The organism is Thiohalorhabdus sp. Cl-TMA (assembly GCF_041821045.1).
GTDB classification, from domain to species: domain Bacteria; phylum Pseudomonadota; class Gammaproteobacteria; order Thiohalorhabdales; family Thiohalorhabdaceae; genus Thiohalorhabdus; species Thiohalorhabdus methylotropha.
This window is the reverse complement of record NZ_JBGUAW010000001.1, coordinates 36,525-55,088: the sequence shown is the minus strand read 5'-3', so window position 1 is coordinate 55,088 and position 18,564 is coordinate 36,525. Positions and strand designations below refer to the sequence as shown.

18 protein-coding genes are annotated in these 18,564 nt (G+C 64.1%); 14 read left to right on the top strand and 4 right to left on the bottom strand.

From position 1 onward, the window contains the following. Positions 1–141: 141 nt before the first annotated feature. From gyrB to dnaA, 4 genes are all read right to left on the bottom strand, one after another. Positions 142–2,565 (bottom strand): DNA topoisomerase (ATP-hydrolyzing) subunit B, encoded by a 2,424-nt coding sequence (gene gyrB, locus ACERLL_RS00225; RefSeq protein WP_373654042.1) that lies wholly within the window; start codon positions 2,563–2,565, stop codon positions 142–144. Next, a complete protein-coding gene (gene recF, locus ACERLL_RS00220) occupies positions 2,566–3,651 on the bottom strand; it encodes a DNA replication/repair protein RecF (protein WP_373654041.1) in 1,086 nt (361 codons plus the stop codon). Between the two features lie 187 nt (positions 3,652–3,838). Beyond that, positions 3,839–4,936 carry a DNA polymerase III subunit beta gene (gene dnaN, locus ACERLL_RS00215; RefSeq protein WP_373654040.1) on the bottom strand — a complete coding sequence of 366 codons (1,098 nt, stop codon included), beginning with the start codon at positions 4,934–4,936 and terminating at the stop codon, positions 3,839–3,841. 36 nt (positions 4,937–4,972) lie between these two features. Then, positions 4,973–6,325 carry a chromosomal replication initiator protein DnaA gene (gene dnaA, locus ACERLL_RS00210; protein ID WP_373654039.1) on the bottom strand — a complete coding sequence of 451 codons (1,353 nt, stop codon included), beginning with the start codon at positions 6,323–6,325 and terminating at the stop codon, positions 4,973–4,975. A gap of 473 nt (positions 6,326–6,798) precedes the next feature. Between dnaA and rpmH the strand changes: the two genes are divergently transcribed. The 14 genes from rpmH (at position 6,799) to atpA (ending at position 18,550) form a co-directional block, all read left to right on the top strand. Further along, a complete protein-coding gene (gene rpmH / locus ACERLL_RS00205) occupies positions 6,799–6,933 on the top strand; it encodes a 50S ribosomal protein L34 (RefSeq protein ID WP_373654038.1) in 135 nt (44 codons plus the stop codon). A gap of 31 nt (positions 6,934–6,964) precedes the next feature. Continuing rightward, positions 6,965–7,339 (top strand): ribonuclease P protein component, encoded by a 375-nt coding sequence (rnpA, locus tag ACERLL_RS00200; protein WP_373654037.1) that lies wholly within the window; start codon positions 6,965–6,967, stop codon positions 7,337–7,339. Further along, positions 7,332–7,544: a membrane protein insertion efficiency factor YidD gene (gene yidD, locus ACERLL_RS00195; RefSeq protein ID WP_373654036.1), complete on the top strand. Its 213-nt coding sequence runs from the start codon at positions 7,332–7,334 to the stop codon at positions 7,542–7,544. The genes rnpA and yidD overlap by 8 nt, the downstream gene beginning before the upstream one ends. 45 nt (positions 7,545–7,589) lie before the next feature. Beyond that, complete coding sequence (gene yidC / locus ACERLL_RS00190) at positions 7,590–9,287, top strand: membrane protein insertase YidC (RefSeq protein WP_373654035.1); 1,698 nt, start codon at positions 7,590–7,592, stop codon at positions 9,285–9,287. Then, positions 9,260–10,603: a tRNA uridine-5-carboxymethylaminomethyl(34) synthesis GTPase MnmE gene (gene mnmE / locus ACERLL_RS00185; RefSeq protein ID WP_373654034.1), complete on the top strand. Its 1,344-nt coding sequence runs from the start codon at positions 9,260–9,262 to the stop codon at positions 10,601–10,603. The genes yidC and mnmE overlap by 28 nt, the downstream gene beginning before the upstream one ends. A gap of 2 nt (positions 10,604–10,605) precedes the next feature. Next, the gene (gene mnmG / locus ACERLL_RS00180; protein ID WP_373654033.1) at positions 10,606–12,471 is read left to right on the top strand and encodes a tRNA uridine-5-carboxymethylaminomethyl(34) synthesis enzyme MnmG; all 1,866 of its coding nucleotides are present in this window, start codon (positions 10,606–10,608) and stop codon (positions 12,469–12,471) included. 84 nt (positions 12,472–12,555) lie between these two features. Further along, complete coding sequence (locus ACERLL_RS00175; protein WP_373654032.1) at positions 12,556–13,335, top strand: ParA family protein; 780 nt, start codon at positions 12,556–12,558, stop codon at positions 13,333–13,335. Next, on the top strand, positions 13,332–14,222 hold the full coding sequence (locus tag ACERLL_RS00170) for a ParB/RepB/Spo0J family partition protein (RefSeq protein WP_373654031.1): 891 nt from the start codon (positions 13,332–13,334) through the stop codon (positions 14,220–14,222). Before ACERLL_RS00175 ends, ACERLL_RS00170 begins: the two co-directional genes overlap by 4 nt. 136 nt (positions 14,223–14,358) lie before the next feature. Further along, on the top strand, positions 14,359–14,769 hold the full coding sequence (locus tag ACERLL_RS00165; protein ID WP_373654030.1) for an ATP synthase subunit I: 411 nt from the start codon (positions 14,359–14,361) through the stop codon (positions 14,767–14,769). Positions 14,770–14,771: 2 nt separating this feature from the next. Then, positions 14,772–15,563, top strand: a complete 792-nt coding sequence (gene atpB / locus ACERLL_RS00160) for a F0F1 ATP synthase subunit A (RefSeq protein ID WP_373654029.1) — start codon at positions 14,772–14,774, stop codon at positions 15,561–15,563. A gap of 64 nt (positions 15,564–15,627) precedes the next feature. Then, complete coding sequence (gene atpE, locus ACERLL_RS00155) at positions 15,628–15,882, top strand: F0F1 ATP synthase subunit C (protein WP_373654028.1); 255 nt, start codon at positions 15,628–15,630, stop codon at positions 15,880–15,882. Between the two features lie 80 nt (positions 15,883–15,962). Then, a complete protein-coding gene (locus ACERLL_RS00150) occupies positions 15,963–16,433 on the top strand; it encodes a F0F1 ATP synthase subunit B (protein ID WP_373654027.1) in 471 nt (156 codons plus the stop codon). A 10-nt stretch (positions 16,434–16,443) separates the two neighbouring features. Next, positions 16,444–16,980 (top strand): F0F1 ATP synthase subunit delta, encoded by a 537-nt coding sequence (locus ACERLL_RS00145; protein WP_373654026.1) that lies wholly within the window; start codon positions 16,444–16,446, stop codon positions 16,978–16,980. Between the two features lie 28 nt (positions 16,981–17,008). Continuing rightward, positions 17,009–18,550, top strand: coding sequence for a F0F1 ATP synthase subunit alpha (gene atpA / locus ACERLL_RS00140; protein WP_373654025.1), 1,542 nt, complete (start codon positions 17,009–17,011; stop codon positions 18,548–18,550). The last annotated feature ends 14 nt before the right edge of the window (positions 18,551–18,564 follow it).

The window sequence follows — 18,564 nt, the reverse complement described above, 5'->3', positions numbered from 1 at the left end:
TGAATTCGGGATCGGTGGCCCAATGCGCAGTACCGAAAAAGGCCGGGGCTAGGCCCCGGCCTTTTTCGGTGATAACCGCCTTTCTCGACGTTGCTCGAGTTCCTTGGCGGCTTGGCGTTACATCCCTACCGTAGAATCCACTCAGACGTCCAGATTCTCCACCTCCAGGGCGTTGGCCTCCAGGAACGCCCGGCGCGGCTCCACATCGTCGCCCATGAGGGTGGTGAAGATCTGATCGGCGGCCACCGCGTCCTCGATTTGCACCTGAAGCATGCGGCGAGTCTCCGGGTTCATGGTGGTGTCCCAGAGCTGCTCGGCGTTCATCTCGCCCAGGCCCTTGTACCGCTGCACGGAGAGGCCACGCTTGCCCTCGTCGAGCAGCCAATCCACCACATGCTCGAAGGAGTCCACTTCCTTCTCCCGTTCACCCCGGCGGACCCGTGCCGGCGGCTCCAGCAGCCCCTCCAAATTCTGCGCCATTTCCCGGATCCGCCCGTATTCCGGGGATTCCAGGAACTCCCGGTCAATGAGGGAGCGGGTCACGGAACCATGCTCATAGCGCTCGATGCTGGCCTTATAGCCGCCTTGCTCGGGGTTTTGCAGGGTCTGGAGCCGGGCGTGCACGTCCTCTCCGCCACCTTCGGTAAGCTTGTCCACCACGGGCTCCAGGGCGGCACGCAGGTGTTCCTCGTCCCCGCACACCTCGGCGCCGAGCTCCGGATGGCCGAGGAGGGCACGGAGCAGTACGGGATCGTACCGACGACTCAGGCGTTCGATCAGGCGCTGGACGTCGCGGAAGCGCCGCGCCAGATCCAGCAGTCGGTTGCCCTCGATGGGCGCCTCGGCGGCCTCGCTCGGGTAGAGCTGCGCCCCTTCCAGGGCGTTCTCGAACAGGTACTCCTCAAGCGACGGCTCGTCCTTGAGGTAGGTCTCCTTCTTGCCCCGGGTTACTTTGTACAGCGGCGGCTGGGCGATGAAGATGTGGCCGCGCTCCACCAGGTCGTACATCTGCCGGTAGAAGAAGGTCAGCAGCAGGGTGCGGATGTGGGCCCCGTCCACGTCCGCGTCGGTCATGATGATGATCCGGTTGTAGCGCAGCTTCTCCGGATCGAAATCCTCCTTGCCCGCGCCAGTGCCCAGGGCCGTGATCAGGGTGCCGATCTCCTGGTGGGAGAGGATCTTGTCGAAGCGGGCCTTTTCCACATTCAGGATCTTGCCCCGAAGGGGAAGAATGGCCTGAAAGCGGCGGTCCCGGCCCTGCTTCGCCGATCCGCCGGCCGAATCGCCCTCCACCAGGTACAGCTCCGATTCCGACGGATCCTTGGTCTGGCAGTCCGCCAGCTTGCCCGGTAGGTTGGCGGTCTCCAACGCCCCCTTGCGCCGGGTCAGGTCCCGGGCCTTCCGGGCCGCCTGACGGGCGCGGGCCGCCTCCACCACCTTGCCGGCGATGGCCTTGGCCTCTTTGGGGTTCTCCTCCAAGTGGCGGGTCAAGGCCTCGTGGAGGACGGTCTCCACTACGTTCTTGACCTCCGAGGAGACCAGCTTGTCCTTGGTCTGGGAGCTGAACTTGGGGTCCGGCACCTTCACCGAGATCACCGCGGTCAGCCCTTCGCGGGCATCCTCCCCCGAAGTCTGCACCTTCTCTTTTTTCGCCAAGCCCGCGGCCTCGATGTAGCCATTGAGGCTGCGGGTCAGCCCGGCCTTGAAGCCGGAGAGGTGGGTGCCGCCATCCCCCTGAGGGATATTGTTGGTGTAACAGAAGACGTTTTCCTGATAGGACTCATTCCACTGCAGGGCCAGCTCCACCTCTATCCCTTCGCTCTGCTCCTGGATGTACACCGGATCCGGGTGGAGCGGATGCTTGTGCTGGTTCAGGTGATCCACAAAGGATCGGATGCCGCCGGCGTAGGCGAAGCTCTCCTCCTTGTCGCTGCGCTCGTCCCGGAGATCGATGGCCACACCGGCATTCAGGAAGGATAGCTCGCGCAGCCGGCGGGCCAGTACGTCATAGTGGAACCGGGTATCGGAGAAGATCTCCGGACTGGGACGGAACTGGATCGTGGTTCCCGAGCCCTCCGCCTGCCCGCTGACCTCGAAGGCTGTCGCAGGCTCGCCCAGGCGGTACTCCTGGTGCCAGACCTGGCCTTCCCGGCGGACAGTCAGCCGTAGCCACTCGGAGAGGGCGTTCACCACAGAGACCCCAACTCCGTGCAGGCCGCCGGACACCTTATAACTGTTGTCGTCGAACTTGCCCCCGGCGTGGAGGCTGGTCATGATCACTTCCGCGGCCGGGCGGTTCTCCTCCCGGTGCCAGTCCACCGGGACCCCGCGTCCGTTGTCCGAAACCGTGACGGAGTCGTCGGTATGGATGGTAACCGTTATGCGGTCGCAGTGCCCGGCCAGGGCCTCGTCGATGGCGTTGTCCACCACCTCGAACACCATGTGGTGGAGGCCGGTGCCGTCGTCGGTATCCCCGATGTACATCCCGGGGCGCTTTCGAACCGCCTCCAGGCCCTTGAGGACTTTGATACTGGAAGAATCGTAGGCCTGCGTGGTGTCGGGCATTCAATCGCTCCGCTCGATGTTTCCCCCGTGAACCCGGAATGTCGCTGCCGGGAGCTCGGGAGAGGGGAGGGGGCACAATGCCTCCTCCGTGCTTGTTACGAATACCTGTCGGCCGTAGCGCTCCAGGAGGTCCATGCCCGCCCGACGTCGCTCGGGGTCAAGCTCCGAGCCCACATCGTCGAACAGGAAGACCGGAACGTCGCCGCTCTCCTCCTTCGCCAGGACGAGCTGGGCGAGGCGTAGCGCCAGGATGATCACCTTTTGCTGGCCACGCGAAGCCCGTTCGCGGGCCGGTGCGCCATCGAGGACGAGCTGCAGGTCCCCGCGGTGGGGGCCAACCCGAGTCGTATCCGGCTCCCGACGGTTATCCCGTTCCAAGGCCTCCGCAAGCGTTGCCGCCTCCGGCCAGCCCTTGTCCAGACGCATACGGAGCTCCCCGAACCCCCCCAGCTCGGTGAAGACGTCCTGCGCCCGGATCTCCAGGCCTTCCGCATAGGCCTCTCGCCGTCGTTGGATCTCCTCTCCCATGCTTGCCAGCTGCTCCCCCCAGGGGTCCGGAGCCGGCATGCCGGTCTTGAGCCATCGGTTCCGTTGCTGCAGGGCCCGGTGGTAGCGGCGTGCCAGCTCCAGGTAGGAAGGTTCCACGTGGAACAACCCCCAATCCAGGAAGCGACGCCGCTCACGAGGCCCGCCGGAGGCCAGGCGATGACCCTCCGGGGTGTAGTGGATGGTCTTCAGCACTTCGGCGAAGGCCGCGAATCCAGAAGCGCGCTCCCCATTCAGGCGCAGCTCCCGACCCTCGGCACCCAGCCGGGCACCCAGGGTATGCCCGCTACCGTCACCCACTCGAGCGAAAAGAACGGCTTCTCCGTCGCCGTTTGCCCGCAGGGAGCTGGTGCTCCCCCGGCGGAAGGAACGTCCCGAGGCAAGAAAGTGGATGGCCTCGAGCACACTGGTCTTTCCGGCGCCATTGACGCCGATCAGCCGATTCAGACCCGGCTCCGGCTCCAGGCGGGCGGAAGAGATATTCCGGAACGCACCGATCTGGAGCCGCTCGATAATCACGGCAACCCCGCTGCACCGCATGGGAACCGGTTCAGTCTAGACGCGGGGATCAGGCCGCCTTTCCTGTCCCAGAGCCGAAAGCCTTCGCTGCAAACGTCCGGGTCGATCCGTCCCACGGCTGACGCCTGTGGCAACGGAGCTGTAGGATGCAAGCGCATTATGGCCAATATACGGATTTTACCGCATCGCCCCCTTCCCAGGGGGCGCATCAGAGCCGCATGGGCATGATGACATATTTGATCGAGGTATCGTCGGGGGGCATGATCAAGCAGCTCGATTGGGCGTCCCAGACATGGATGACCACCTCGTCGGTGGGCAGGGCGCTCATGGCCTGCTGCAGGTATTCCACGTTGAAGCCGATTTCCAGGGAATCGCCCTGGTAGGAGAGGGGCACCTCCTCGGCACCCTCCTCTTGGTCCGGGTTCTCCGCCGAAAGCTCCAGGAGACCCTCCCTGCAGGAGAATCGGATGCCGTGCGTCTTGCGATTGGAGAGGATGGCGATCCGCCGCAGGGCCTGCTGAATCTGCCGCCGGTCACCAAGGACCTGCTGCCCGTTGGCCTCCGGTATCACCCGCCGGTAATCGGGAAAGCGGCCCTCGATGAGCTTGGAGGTGAAGGTCACCCTGGGTAGCCGGAACCGGACATGGTTACCCGTGAATCCCACAGATACCGGCTCCTCGGTATCCGCCAGAAGTCGTTCCAGCTCCTGGACCCCCTTCCGCGGCAGGATTACCCGGGTCTCCTCAGCGGTGGCCTCCACCTCCCGGTCCATAAGCGCCAAGCGATGGCCGTCCGTGGCCACGGCCCGTAGATTGGATCCGCTCCATTCCAGCAAGATTCCGTTCAGATAGTAGCGGACATCATCCCGCGCCATGGCGAAGGAGGTTCCCTCGAACAGCGCCTTCAGCGCCCCCTGGGGGATGGCCACCTCCTGCTGATACTCTTCGAGCTCCAGCCGCGGAAAGTCCTCCGGATTCAGCCCGGAGAGCCGATAGCGGCCGCGTCCCGCCTGCACCGTCACCCCGCCGTCGTCCTGGAGAACCGCCACCTGGGTCTCTTCGGGCAGGGAGCGCACGATGTCCAGAAATTTGCGCGCGGGAACCGTGGCGGTCCCGGCCTCCTCCACATCCGCGACGCAGGCGGCCTGGAGCTCCACCTCCAGGTCGGTGCCCGTCAGGGAAACCTCGCCGTCCCCGGTCTGCAGGTGCAAGTGGCCCAGGATGGGCAGGGTTTGGCGGCTTTCCACCACCGATGCGGCGGGATTGAGGCCCGCTAGCAGATCCTCCTTGGAACACCGAAACCGCACTCTCTCCCCCTAACGCATGGCCAGGGTCCCGGGCATTCAGCCCGTCAGAACCCGTTTCAGATTGTTGAGGTCCTCCCGCAACCGGGGGTCCTCCCGCTGGCGCTCCTCGATCTTTCGGCACCCGTACAGGACGGTGGTGTGGTCTCGCCCGCCGAAGGCATCCCCGATCTCGGGCAGGCTGTGATCGGTCAGCTGCTTGGCCAGGGCCATGGCCACTTGCCGGGGCGCGGCTATGGCCCGGGAGCGCTTCTTGGAGCGCATGTCCGCCACCCGGATATTGTAGTAATTGGCCACCACTTTCTGGATGTTCTCGATGGTGATCAGCCGGGTTTGCATCTCCAGGAGATCCGCCAGGGCCTCCTTGGTAAGGTCCATGTCGATGGAGCGCCCCAAAAACCGGGCGTGCGCTACCACTCGATTGAACGCCCCTTCCAGGTCCCGGACATTGGATTGGATCCGCTCCGAGATAAAAAAGGCCACCTCCTCCGGCAGCTCCACACCGCTCGAGCCCGCCTTACGCATGAGGATGGCCATCCGGGTCTCCAGCTCGGGGGGTTCGATGGCCACCGTCAGGCCCCAGCCGAATCGCGACCGCAGCCGCTCCTCCAGCCCCTCCACCTCCTTGGGATAGCGGTCGCAGGAGATGCCGATCTGGCTGTTCAGATCCATGAGGGTGTTGAAGGTGTGGAAAAGCTCCTCCTGGGTGCGGTCCTTGCCGGCGAAGAACTGGATATCGTCGATGAGGAGCACGTCCAGGCTGCGGTAACGCTGGTTAAAGTCCTCGATGGCGTTGTGCTGGATGGAGCGCACCATTTCGTTCACGAACCGGTGGGCCGTGATGTAGCGAACCTTGGCATCCGGCTCGTGCTGCCGCACCAAGTTGCCTATGGCCTGCATGAGGTGCGTTTTACCGAGCCCGGTCCCTCCATAGATATACAGGGGATTGTAGGCCCCGCCGGGATTCTCGGCCACCTGCCGGGAGGCGGCGAGGGCCAGCTGGTTCGACTTGCCCTCCACGAAGGTCTCGAAGGTGAACTGCGGATCTAGCATGTCCCGGGCCCGCCCCGTTCCCCGGGATGGAGCCGACTTTTCCCGCACCCGGGGGGCCGCCGTCTCCCCAACGGCGGGCTCCGCTTCAGCCTCCACTCCCTCGGCCACCTCCAGCTCCACCGCCAGCCGGCTCTCGCTGAAATGGTCCACGAGCTCAGCGACCCGACCCAGGAATCGCTCACGGATCCAATCGTAAAAAAACCGGTTACTGACGCGCAGAAACAGCCGGTCCTCCCCCTCCTCGGCCTGAATCGGGCGAATCCACGTGTTGAACTGCTGCGAGGAAAGCTCCTCGCTCAGACGCTCCAGACACAGTTTCCAGACCGGCGATTCCGCCAACTAGGGCCCCCACATCCGCGTTCCCGTTTCGGCTCGGATCGAAACGGTGGATTCTAACCCAAAAGGGCAGGTACGGGTCGAATCCCTCCGTACTGCATTTCCTGGGGAAAAGCGGGTACACCTTGTGGAAAAAATGGCCCCTTGTCCCCAGGCCATCCCGACCCGGGAATTCGCTCCCCGATTCGTGCAGGACTATTCCACCGACTGCTCCCGCAGGATACCCACAGGCCCAAACACGTGGAAGTCCCTCCAGGATATGAGTTTTTCAATATTCTCCACAGCCGGGCCCGTACCTCCAATAAGTAATAACAAATTCAAAAAATAACTACGATTATTGTTTATTACAGAAACCACCAGCGGAGGCGTGAATTGACATTCGGGAGGGAAAGGCAGTATGTTGACTGCTTTTTTCAAGCCTATTCGCCTGCCGCAATGGCAGGAATCCGTCCAAACCCGACTGCCGGAGCAGCGCCATGAAACAAACCTTTCAGCCCAGCCGGATTCGACGTAAGCGCCGTCACGGTTTCCGTGCCCGCATGGCGACCAAGGGCGGTCAGCGCGTGCTCAAGCGCCGACGCGCCAAGGGCCGCAAGCGCCTCGCGCCGTGAAGGGCCCTGGAGCCTCCCCCCGGAGGCCTCGGTGCATCTTCCCGCTTCCCGCTTGAACGGTTCCGTCCGAAGCGCATTCCCTCAGACCGCCCGGCTCAAGACCGCTTCGCAGTTCCGCGAAGTATTCAACGCGGGCCGAAAGACGGTCGGGCGTTACTTCGTGGTCTTTCAGCGGCAACGGGAAACGGGTCCGCCGAGACTGGGATTGGCGGTGGGAAAGCGCGTGGGGAACGCAGTGCAGCGTAACCGCCTGAAACGCCTGGTTCGGGAAAGCTTTCGACATAAACAGGGCCCGCTTTCGGGACGGGACCTGGTGGTGGTGGCCCGGGGCACGGCTGCGCAGGCCTCCCGGGATCAGCTGGTACAGGATCTTTCCCGTTGTTGGCAGAGGGTTGCCAATGCCTAGAAGGCTCCTCATCTCGATGATCCGCATTTACCGCTGGATGATCAGCCCCTGGTTGGGCGCCCATTGCCGTTTCAGCCCCACGTGCAGCACTTACGCCATCACCGCCATTGATCAGCACGGTCCCTGGAAGGGATCGTGGCTGGCCCTGCGCCGCCTCTTGCGCTGCCATCCCTTTCATGCCGGGGGCAACGACCCCGTTCCCTGACATCCCGTCTTTCCGCGCTCCAACGCCCACAACTGCGAAAGATCCATGGATACAAAGCGCTTCCTCCTCGCCATCGGTTTGACCCTTCTGATCCTGTGGCTCTATCAGTCCTGGCTGGAATACCAGTATCCGACCTACTACCAGCAGCAGACGGCGGAAAACGGGCGATCCAAGGATTCCGCAGAGGGCAGGGAAGGCCGGCAGGAGCGAAAGGGCGGGACGACCGCCGAATCGGGAGAGTCCGTTCCGAAGGTCCGCGGCGATCGTCAGTCCCAGCCTGCCGAGCCGCGGCAACAGGCTGCCGGTTTCCCGGCGTCCGGCCTGACGGTAGAAACCGACGTGCTTCGGGTGTCCTTCTCGCCGGGGAGTGGCGATCCGGTGAGCGGCTCCCTCCTCAAATACCGGGAAGAGGACAATCCCAAGTCGCCGCCGGTCCAGGTTCTGGAAAACAGCGGGTCCTGGCTGGTGGTGGGGCAGTCCGGGTGGATACCCGGTTCCTCTTCGGGTTACGCACCCAGCCACCAGGCGGAGTTCCAGGGTCCCTCTGAGGGCAAGCGGATCCTTCAGGAGGGCGAGGACGCGCTGAAGGTTACCTACACCCGGACCCATGGTGACCTGGAATTCCGCAAGACCTACCACTTCCGTCGCGGCTCCTACGCGGTGCGCACGGAATACACGGTGGTCAATCGCGGCGATGATCCCTGGCAGGGCTATCTATACGGCCAGATCCGCCAGCGCGGCAGCAAGGCCAAGGGGAATTGGATGCTCGGGCAGTTCCTCTACCACGGCCCGGTGGTGTTCACCAATAACGCCATGAAGACCTTTTCCGCGGAGGATCTGCGGGAGAAGTCCAACAATACCTTCCAAAGCTCGGATCCCAGCGGTTGGGCTGGCATCATGTCGCGCTACTTCATGTCCGTCTGGGTTCCCAAGGTCATGGAGGGCAACAGCTTCACGGTCCGGGCTTCCGGTCAGGATCTGTATGCCGGCTTTACCGCGCCTTTTCCCCGGGTGGCGCCGGGTGGGCAGGCCAGCATGGAGCAGGCCCTGTTCATCGGGCCCAAGGAGCAGTCGGTGGTCGCGGAGGTTGGTGAAAACCGCCAGCTCCGCCGCGCGGTGGACTACGGAATCCTGTCCTTCCTGGCCATCCCCCTGTTCGAGGTGCTCCAGTTCTTCCATTCCCTCGTGGGGAATTACGGATTCGCCATTATCCTGGTGGTCATCGCCATCAAGCTGGTCTTCTACCCGCTTTTCACCATGAGCTACCGGGCCATGGCCAAGATGCGCAAGGTGCAGCCAGAGCTACAGCGGCTGCGTGAGCAGTACGGGGATGACCGGCAGAAGCTGAACGAGGAGATGATGCGGCTGTACCGGGAGGAGAAGGTGAATCCGCTCGGCGGATGTCTCCCCATCCTCGTGCAGATCCCGGTGTTCATCAGTCTCTATTGGGTCCTTCTGGAAAGCGTGGAGATTCGTCACGAACCGTTTATCCTGTGGATAACGGATCTCACCAGCCAGGATCCCTTCTATGTGCTGCCCATTCTCATGGGCGCCTCCATGGTGGTGCAGCAGCTCCTCAATCCGGCCCCTCTGGATCCCATCCAGAAGAAGGTCATGCTGGCCCTGCCCGTGGTATTCACGGTGTTCTTCATGCAGTTCCCGGCCGGGCTGGTGCTCTACTGGCTCTCCAATAACCTCCTCTCGATTGCGCAGCAATGGTGGGTGATGCGGAAGATCGACTGAGCGTACGGACTATCGCGGCCATCGCCACCCCTCCCGGTCGCGGAGGGGTGGGCGTGGTCCGTATATCCGGGCCCCGCGCCCTGGCCGTAGGCCGGGCCGTATGCGGTAGGTCTTCCCTGGAGCCCCGCCACTGCCACTTCACCACCTTCCGGGATGGGCAGGGGCGGGCCCTCGATCAGGGGCTCTCCATTTATTTCCCCGGCCCTGCATCCTTCACTGGCGAGGATGTCGTGGAGCTGCATGGGCACGGCGGGCCCGCCGTCCTGCAATCCTTGCTGAATGCGGTCCTGGAGGAGGGTGCGGAGATGGCCGGGCCCGGAGAGTTCACCCGGCGGGCCTTCCTAAACGACCGCATGGATCTGACCCAGGCCGAAGCCGTCGCCGAGCTGATCGAGGCGGATTCCACCGCCGCGGCCCGGGCAGCCATGCGCTCGCTGGAAGGCGAGTTCGGGCGCCTGGTGGAGGAGCTTGCGCAGGAGCTGGTGAACCTCCGTATCTTCGTGGAGGGGTCCCTGGATTTCCCCGACGAGGATGTGGATTTCCTGGAGGAGGGCCGGATAAGGGAACGGCTCGAGGGACTTGTGGACCGGTTTGCGCGCTTGCGTCGGCGGGCGGCCTCCGGCGTGCGGCTTTTCGAGGGCTTTCTGGTGGTCCTCGCGGGCCGGCCCAACGCGGGCAAATCCAGTCTTCTCAACCGTCTTGCGGGCCGGGAATCCGCCATCGTCACAGAGCGGGCCGGGACCACCCGGGACATCCTTCGGGAAACGGTGACCATCGCCGGCTTCCCCGTGGAGCTAGCCGACACGGCGGGACTCCGGGAGACCGAGGACCTTGTTGAGCGTGAGGGCGTTCGGCGGGCGCGGGATCTTGTAGAACGTGCCGACCTGGTAGTATTCCTGGTGGACGCCCAGGCGGGATGGACTGCGGAAGATGCCGCGGAATGGGAGCGGCTTCCCGCGGACCGGCGCCTCATCGTCTGGACCAAGGCCGACCTGGCCACCCCTCCGGAATCGGCCAATGCCATTTCCGCCTCCGGGGACCCTGGTATCGGCGCCCTTGAAGATACCCTCCGGGGGCGTTTGAACGTTGAGGGCGGGGGAGATGCCCTGGGGGCCCGAAAGCGTCATCTGGAAATCCTGGACCGGGTGGGCGCCGATCTGGAGGCCGCGTACGGCACCCTGGAAGGCTATGGAAGCGGGGATCTCGTGGCCCAGGACCTGCGTCGGGCCCATGAGGGCCTCGGGGAAATAACCGGCCGCTTGCACTCGGATGACCTTCTCGGCCGGATATTCGCTACCTTCTGCATCGGTAAATGACCATGGCAATCTATGACGTTCTCGTGGTAGGCGGCGGCCATGCGGGCGCGGAGGCGGCGGCCGCCGCCGCCCGCATGGGGGTCCGTACCCTCCTGGTGACCCAGAATCTGGACACCATCGGGCAGATGTCCTGTAACCCGGCCGTGGGTGGGCTGGGGAAATCCCATCTGGTCCGGGAGGTGGACGCCCTGGACGGGATCATGGCGCGCGCAGCCGACCGAGCCGCGATCCAGGTGCGCGTGCTCAACCGGCGCAAGGGTCCTGCCGTCCGCGCCACACGGGCGCAGACCGACCGCGCGGAATACCGGCGGGCCGTGCAGGAGGCCGTCTTCTCGCAGGCCGGTCTGGAGCTCCTGCAGGGCAACGTGGAGCAGCTCTGGATCGAGGGTGGACGGGTGCGGGGCATCATCCTGGCAGGCGACTGGCGTTTGGAGGCCAGGAACGTGGTCCTTACCACCGGTACCTTCCTGGCGGGCAAGGTCCACATGGGGCAGGAGCAGCATGCCGCCGGCCGGGCCGGCGAGGCCCCCTCGCTGGGCCTCTCCGAATGGCTCCGGGCCGAGGGGTTCCACGTGGAACGCCTCAAGACCGGAACGCCGCCGCGCTTGGACGGGCGCAGCATCGACTGGGAGCGGGTGACTCCACAGCCCGGCGAGGAGCCCACCCCCGGGCTCTCCGACCTTCCCCCCGAACAGCGTTTGCGGCAGGTGCCCTGCCACCTCACACAGACCACGGCGGAGACGCACGCGATCGTCCGGGAAGCGCTCACGGATTCGCCCATGTATTCGGGAGCCATCGAGAGCGCCGGACCCCGGTATTGTCCCTCCATCGAGGACAAGGTAGTGCGCTTTGCCGACCGCGACGCCCATACGGTCTTCCTGGAGCCCGAAGGGCTGCACACCACGGAGGTCTATCCCAACGGCATTTCCACCAGCCTCCCGCAGCGGGCCCAGCAGGCTCTGGTCAACAGTATCCCCGGACTGGAGGCAGCGCGCATTACGCGGTTCGGCTACGCCATCGAGTACGACTTCCTCGATCCCCGTCAGCTCGACCCCACCCTGGCCCTGCGGGAGGTGGAGGGCCTATACCTTGCCGGGCAGATCAACGGCACAACGGGGTATGAGGAAGCCGCCGCACAGGGACTCCTGGCGGCCACCAACGCCGCCCTCCGGGCTCAGGGTCGCGAGGATTGGTATCCGGCGCGCAATGAGGCCTATCTCGGCGTAATGGTGGACGATCTGGTGACGCGGGGCGTGGACGAGCCGTACCGCATGCTGACCTCCCGGGCGGAGCACCGGCTCCTGCTGCGAGAGGACAACGCGGATAGCCGACTCACCCCCACGGGAAGGGCGTTGGGGCTGGTGGGTGATGGCCGCTGGGAAGGCTTCTCGCGAACAAGTGAGCAGTTGGAGGCCCTGGTAACGGAGCTGGGATCGGTATGGGTGGACCCCCAGCAAGTTTCCCAGGTTCGGGCGCAGACGCTGCTGGGCGGACCGCTGTCCAAACCGAGCACGCTGTCCGACCTGCTGCGCCGTCCCAAGGTTGGTCTGGACCCGGTGGCCACCCTGGCCGACCGCGAGCATCTGCTGAATTATCCGAAGCGGATCCGGGAGCGGGCGGAGATAGAGGTAAAGTACGCCGGCTATATCGAGCGGGATCTCGCCCAGAATCGGCGCCTGGAATCGGAGATGGAGCGAAGCATCCCCGAAGGCTTGGCCTTTTCGGAGATCCGGGGCTTGTCCAACGAAGTGGTCCAGCGCCTGGAGGCAGCCCGGCCCCGGACCCTTGCCCAGGCGGCCAACGTCCAGGGTGTCACCCCTGCGGCCCTGTCCCTCTTACTGGTTCATACCAAACGAAAGGCCGGCTGAGGAAAAGCCTTGGCCTGCTTCACGGCCGAAGGGTATCCTACCCCGGTTCGCGACTCGCGTTTCACGTGGAATCAAGGAGCGGGAATGGGCAAGGTTATTGCCGTGACGAATCAAAAGGGCGGGGTGGGCAAGACCACAACCTCGGTAAACCTGGCCGCGGCCCTGGCCGTTGCCGAGCAGAAGGTCCTGGTGGTGGATATCGACCCCCAGGGCAACGCGACCATGGGGCTCGGCTACGACAAGAAGGTCCAGGAGACCACGGTTTATCAGGTCCTGACCGGGGAGGTGTCCCCCGCTTCGGCCACGCTGGGGCCCATAGACGAGGCGAAGAACGGTCCCGACCTCATCCCGAGCAACAGTAATCTCTCCGGGGCCGAGATCGAGCTCGTGGATCAGGAAAACCGGGATCGCCGACTGCGCCGCGCCCTGGTAGAGGCGCAGGAGAGCTACGATTACATCCTCATCGACTGCCCGCCATCCCTGAATCTTCTGACGGTGAATGCGCTGGTGGCGGCCCACAGCGCCCTGATCCCTATCCAATGCGAGTACTACGCGCTGGAGGGCCTCTCACAGCTAATGGAAGTGATCCAGCGCATCCGCCGCAAGGCCAATCCGGAGCTGCGGGTGGAGGGCCTGCTGCTTACCATGTACGACAGCCGCAACAACCTAGCCAACCAGGTCTCCGAGGAGGTCCGCAGCCACTTCGGCCGCAAGGTGTACGAGACCACCATTCCCAGGAACGTCCGGCTGGGTGAGGCGCCGAGCTTCGGCATGCCCGTGATCTACTACGACGCCCTATGCCGGGGCTCGGCCTCTTACCTGGATCTCGCCCAGGAGCTGATGGGCTGCGGAGTGCCCGCATGAGCAAGCAACGTCTCGGCCGCGGCCTGGATTCCCTCCTCGGGGACGATTTCGAGGAGTCCGCCCCAGAGGGGGAAACGGAAGTCAAATGGGTGCCGGTGGACATGATCCGACCCGGTACCTACCAGCCGCGAAAACAGATGAACGACGAAGCCCTGCGGGAGCTAGCGGAGTCCATCCGCACCCAGGGCATCGTGCAGCCCCTGGTGGTGCGCCGGCGGGAGGAAAGCGGCGATTACGAGCTGATCGCCGGGGAGCGCCGCTGGCGGGCCGCGCAGCTCGCCGGCCTCGAGAACGTCCCGGCCATGGTGCGGTCACTGGCCGACGGTCAGGCCCTGGAGATCGCCCTGATCGAGAACATCCAGCGCGAGGAGCTTACTCCTGTGGAGGAGGCACGCGCCTTCGAGCGCCTGGTCGAGGAGTTCGACCTCACGCACGAGGCCATCGCCGAGCGGGTCGGCCGCAACCGCGCCACCATTTCCAACACCCTGCGCCTGCTGCGGCTGCCCGATCCGGTGCACCATGCGCTGGAAGAGGGGACCCTCCGTATGGGGCATGCTCGAGCCTTGTTGTCCCTCGAAGGCCATGAGCGACTGGGGGAAGTGGCCAACGAGGTGGTCCAGAAGGGGCTTTCGGTCCGGGCCACCGAAGACCGCGTGCGAAAGGTGGCCAAGGAGGCGGAGGCTACCTCGGAAGAATCGGAGCGTACATCCGGCGGGGTAAGGAAAGACCCTGATATCGAGCGTCTGGAACAGGCCCTGGGCGAGCAGCTGGGCACCAAGGTACGCATCACGCAGCGGAAAAACCGGGGCAAACTGGAGATCAGCTATTCCTCCCTGGAAGAGCTGGAATCCATAATCCAGCGCATTCAGCAAGAGAGCCAAGATTGACTCTGAAGACACTCTCCCTTAGTCTTCAGCCGGTCCCAGGCCGCTGAGGGCCAATCCGCGCGAGCTTCCGCCCGCTTCGAAAGCCGCGACCCGGCCTTCCGAAGCGGGCGGAAGCCCAACGGAACGGGAAAGAACATTGGTCTCTCACAGCGAGCTGGTTAACCTAACGGGCCGCCTGATTGCTCGTCAGGTAGTAGTAGTGGCCGTTTTCGTCCTGCTGGCCCTGTATCTGGACAAGCAGGATCTGGCAAAAGGCCTGGCCTATGGGGGGGGATTAGCCGCACTGCTGGCGGTAATGCTGTCCGCCAACCTGCAGCGCGCGGCCGATCATAAGGCCGGGGACGCGAATGCGATCATGTTGCGAGGCGCTGTGGAGCGCTTTCTGGTGCTGGGCCTGGCGGTGGTCCTGGCAGGCCTGGTCTGGAAAATCTCCATCGGGGGCGTGGTCGGCGGTCTGATTATCGCCCACCTGGTGGTCTATTCCGAAGCGTTCGGCGCCACGGGCGGCACCTCCAAATACCGAACAAAATCCAGGATAGGGGAATAACGGTGAGTGACGGCAGCAGCCATGGTAGCCAAGGGCAGGAAGCCCACGGGAACTACATCGAGCATCACATCACGAACTGGACCTTCGGGGATGGCTTCTGGGCCATCAACCTGGACACCATGATCATGTCCATCCTCTCGGGCCTCCTCATCATCCTTCTGGGTAAGTACATCCAGAAGGGGATCACCGAAGGGGTGCCCAGCGGTCTCCAGAACGGCATGGAGATGATCGTGGAGTTCGTCAACAAGAACGTGACGGACAATTTCCCGGGACACAATCCGATTATCGCCCCCATGGCGCTCACGGTGTTCCTGTGGATCTTCCTCATGAACTTCTTCGACATCATTCCGGTGGACCTTATCCCGGGAATGGTGGAGAGCCTGGGGGCCGACAACTTCCGGGCCGTGGCGACGGCCGACCTGAACGTGCCCATGGGCATGGCCATCGTGGTATTCGGCACCGTGGTGTTCTACAGCCTAAAGGTGAAGGGCTCCGAGTTCCTTATGGAGTTCGTCACGCACCCCTTCGGCAAATGGCTGTTCCCCGTGAACTTCATCATGAAGCTGGTGGAAGAGCTGGCCAAGCCGCTCTCCCTGGGCCTGCGGCTGTTCGGCAACCTCTTCGCCGGGGAATTGATCTACTTGCTCATCGCTTTCATGGTTCCGTGGTGGCTCCACTGGGTGGGCGGCCTGCCCTGGACCATATTCCACGTGCTGGTGATCGTCCTACAGGCCTTCATCTTCATGGTGCTGACCATCGTGTACATGGCCATGGCCGTGACCTCGGAGCACTGATTCGCAGCGCAGCCAGTTTTCTTATAAAAAAACGCTAATCCGTCGAAAACTTCAGGAGGATAAGATGGAACCTGCCACTATCATTACCGCCGCCACCGCCATCGCTGTCGGCCTTATCCTTGCCGCCGCCGGCCTTGGTTCCGCCCTCGCCTGGGGCATCATCTCTTCCAAGACCCTTGAGGGAATCTCCCGCCAGCCGGAGATGCGGCCTCAGCTCCTGACCAACACCTTCCTGTTCGGGGGCCTGATGGAATCCTTCCCCTTCATCGTGCTGGCGCTGTCCCTCTGGTTCATCATCGCTAACCCGTTCCTGGGTTAACCAAGGGGCACGGCTCCGGGGCGGCCCGATAGCCGGGCCGCTCGGGCCCGTTTTTCGGGACCAAACATAGGGGAAAGACCTTGAATCTGAATCTGACCCTGATCGGCCAGGCCATAACCTTCGTGGTCTTCATCTGGCTGTTCCAGCGTTATCTATACGCACCCATCAATGCAGCCCTCACCAATCGTCAGCAGAAGATCCAGGAGGGCCTGCAGGCCGCCGAACGGGGTGAAAAGGAGCAGGAGCTCGCCGAGCAGCGTGCCAAGGAGACCATCGCCGAAGCCAAGGAGAAGGCCCAGGAGATGGTGGGCGCCGCCGAACGGCGGGCCAACGAGATCCGGGAAGAGGCCGCCGGAGAGGCCCGTCAGGAGGCCGATCGGATCCTGGCCAACGCCCGGGAAGAAGCCGAACAGGAAATCAACCGGGCGCGGCAAGAGCTGACCCAGAAGGTCGCGGACCTGGCGGTGGAAGGCGCCGAGAAGATCCTCGAGCGCGAGATCGACAAGAGCGCCCACTCCGAGGTCCTGGACCGCGTGGTGCAGCGCCTGTAAGGAGGGCCTCATGGCTGACGCCTATACCATTGCCCGGCCCTACGCGGAGGCGATCTTCGAGCTGGCCCAGAGCGGGGGAACCTTCTCCGAGTGGGAGGAGAGCCTGACCCTGCTCGCCGCCATCGCGGAGGACCCGAGCATGCAGCGCGTGCTCGGCAATCCCAAGGTGGGCAGGAAGCGCCAGGAAGAGGTGTTCCATTCCGTGGCTGGGGACCGCCTGGACCAGGGGGCCCGCAGGCTCCTCGACGCCTTGTTCACCAACGACCGGGTGACTTTCCTCCCCGATATCCTGGAGATATACCAGGACCTCCGGCGCGGCGCCGAAGGCGAGGTGCACGCGGAGGTGACCGCCGCCGCGCCCCTCGATGAGGAGGCGGAAAAAGCCATTGCCAGCCAGCTTGAAAAGCGCTTTGGTAAGAAGGTGAGCGTGGAGAGCCGGGTGGACGAGTCTCTCATGGCGGGGATCGTGATCCGCGCCGGAGACATGGTGATCGACGGCTCCGTCCGGGGCGGGCTGGAACAGCTCCGCAACCAATTAAAAGCCTGAACAGGCCGCTAGGATAAGGGATCTGACGGTGCAACTGAACACCTCGGAAATTAGCGAACTGATTCGCAAACAGATCGAGGGCTTCGAGCAGGATCTGGAAGCCCGTAGTGAAGGCACGGTGGTGGCCGTCCAGGACGGCATCATCAAGGCCCACGGTATCGAAGACGTCATGCAGGGGGAGATGCTGGAATTCCCCAATAACACCTATGGCATGGCGCTCAACCTGGAGCGGGACGCGGTGGGTGGCGTGGTCCTCGGCGACTACACCCACATCCGCGAGGGCGATACGGTCAAGGCCACCGGCCGCATCATGGAAGTGCCCGTGGGCGAGAACCTCGTCGGCCGGGTGGTGAACCCCCTGGGTCAGCCCATCGACGGCAAGGGCCCCATCGAGGCCGCCGGCCAAGAGCCCATCGAGAAGATCGCGCCCGGCGTGATCGCCCGCCAGGGCGTGGACCAGCCGCTTCAGACCGGCATCAAGGCGCTGGATTCCATGGTGCCCATCGGCCGGGGCCAGCGGGAGCTGATCATCGGCGACCGCCAGACCGGCAAGACCGCCGTGGCCGTGGACACCATCATCAACCAGAAGGATACGGGTGTTACCTGTATCTACGTCGCCGTCGGCCAGAAGGCCTCCTCGGTTGCGCAGGTGGTGGCCAAGCTGGAGGAAGAGGGCGCCCTGGACCACACCATCGTGGTCGCGGCCAACGCCTCCGAATCCGCCACCATGCAGTACATCGCCCCCTACGCCGGCGCCACCATGGGCGAGTACTTCCGGGACCGCGGCCAGGACGCCCTGATCGTCTACGACGACCTCACCAAGCAGGCCTGGGCCTACCGGCAGGTGTCCCTGCTGCTTCGGCGCCCGCCCGGCCGCGAGGCCTACCCCGGCGACATCTTCTATCTCCACAGCCGCCTGCTGGAGCGCGCCGCCCGGGTGAACGAGGAGTTCGTCGAGCAGAAGACGAACGGCGAGGTGAAGGGCCAGACCGGCTCCCTGACCGCGCTGCCCGTCATCGAGACCCAGGCCGGCGACGTGTCCGCCTTCGTGCCCACCAACGTGATCTCCATCACCGACGGGCAGATCTACCTGGAATCGGACCTCTTCAATTCCGGCATCCGGCCCGCCATCAACGCCGGCCTCTCCGTGTCGCGTGTGGGTGGCTCCGCCCAGACCAAGATCATCAAGAAGCTGGCCGGCGGCATTCGGACCGACCTCGCGCAGTACCGGGAGCTGGCGGCCTTCGCCCAGTTCGCTTCCGACCTGGACGAGGCCACTCGCAACCAGATCGAGCGCGGTAAGCGGGTCACCGAGCTCATGAAGCAGGGGCAGTACAAGCCGCTGTCCGTGGCCGAGATGGCCGTCTCCCTGTTCGCCGCCAACGAAGGCTACATCGACGACGTCGAAGTGGAGAAGGTGGTGGACACCGAAAAGGCCCTGCACGAGTACATGCACTCGCAGCAGAAGGACCTGATGGAGAAGATGGCCAGCGAGCTCGCGCTGACCGACGAGATCCAGTCCGGCCTGCACAGTGCCCTCAAGGACTTCAAGGAGAAGCACGCCTACTAAGGCGCTGCGCAACG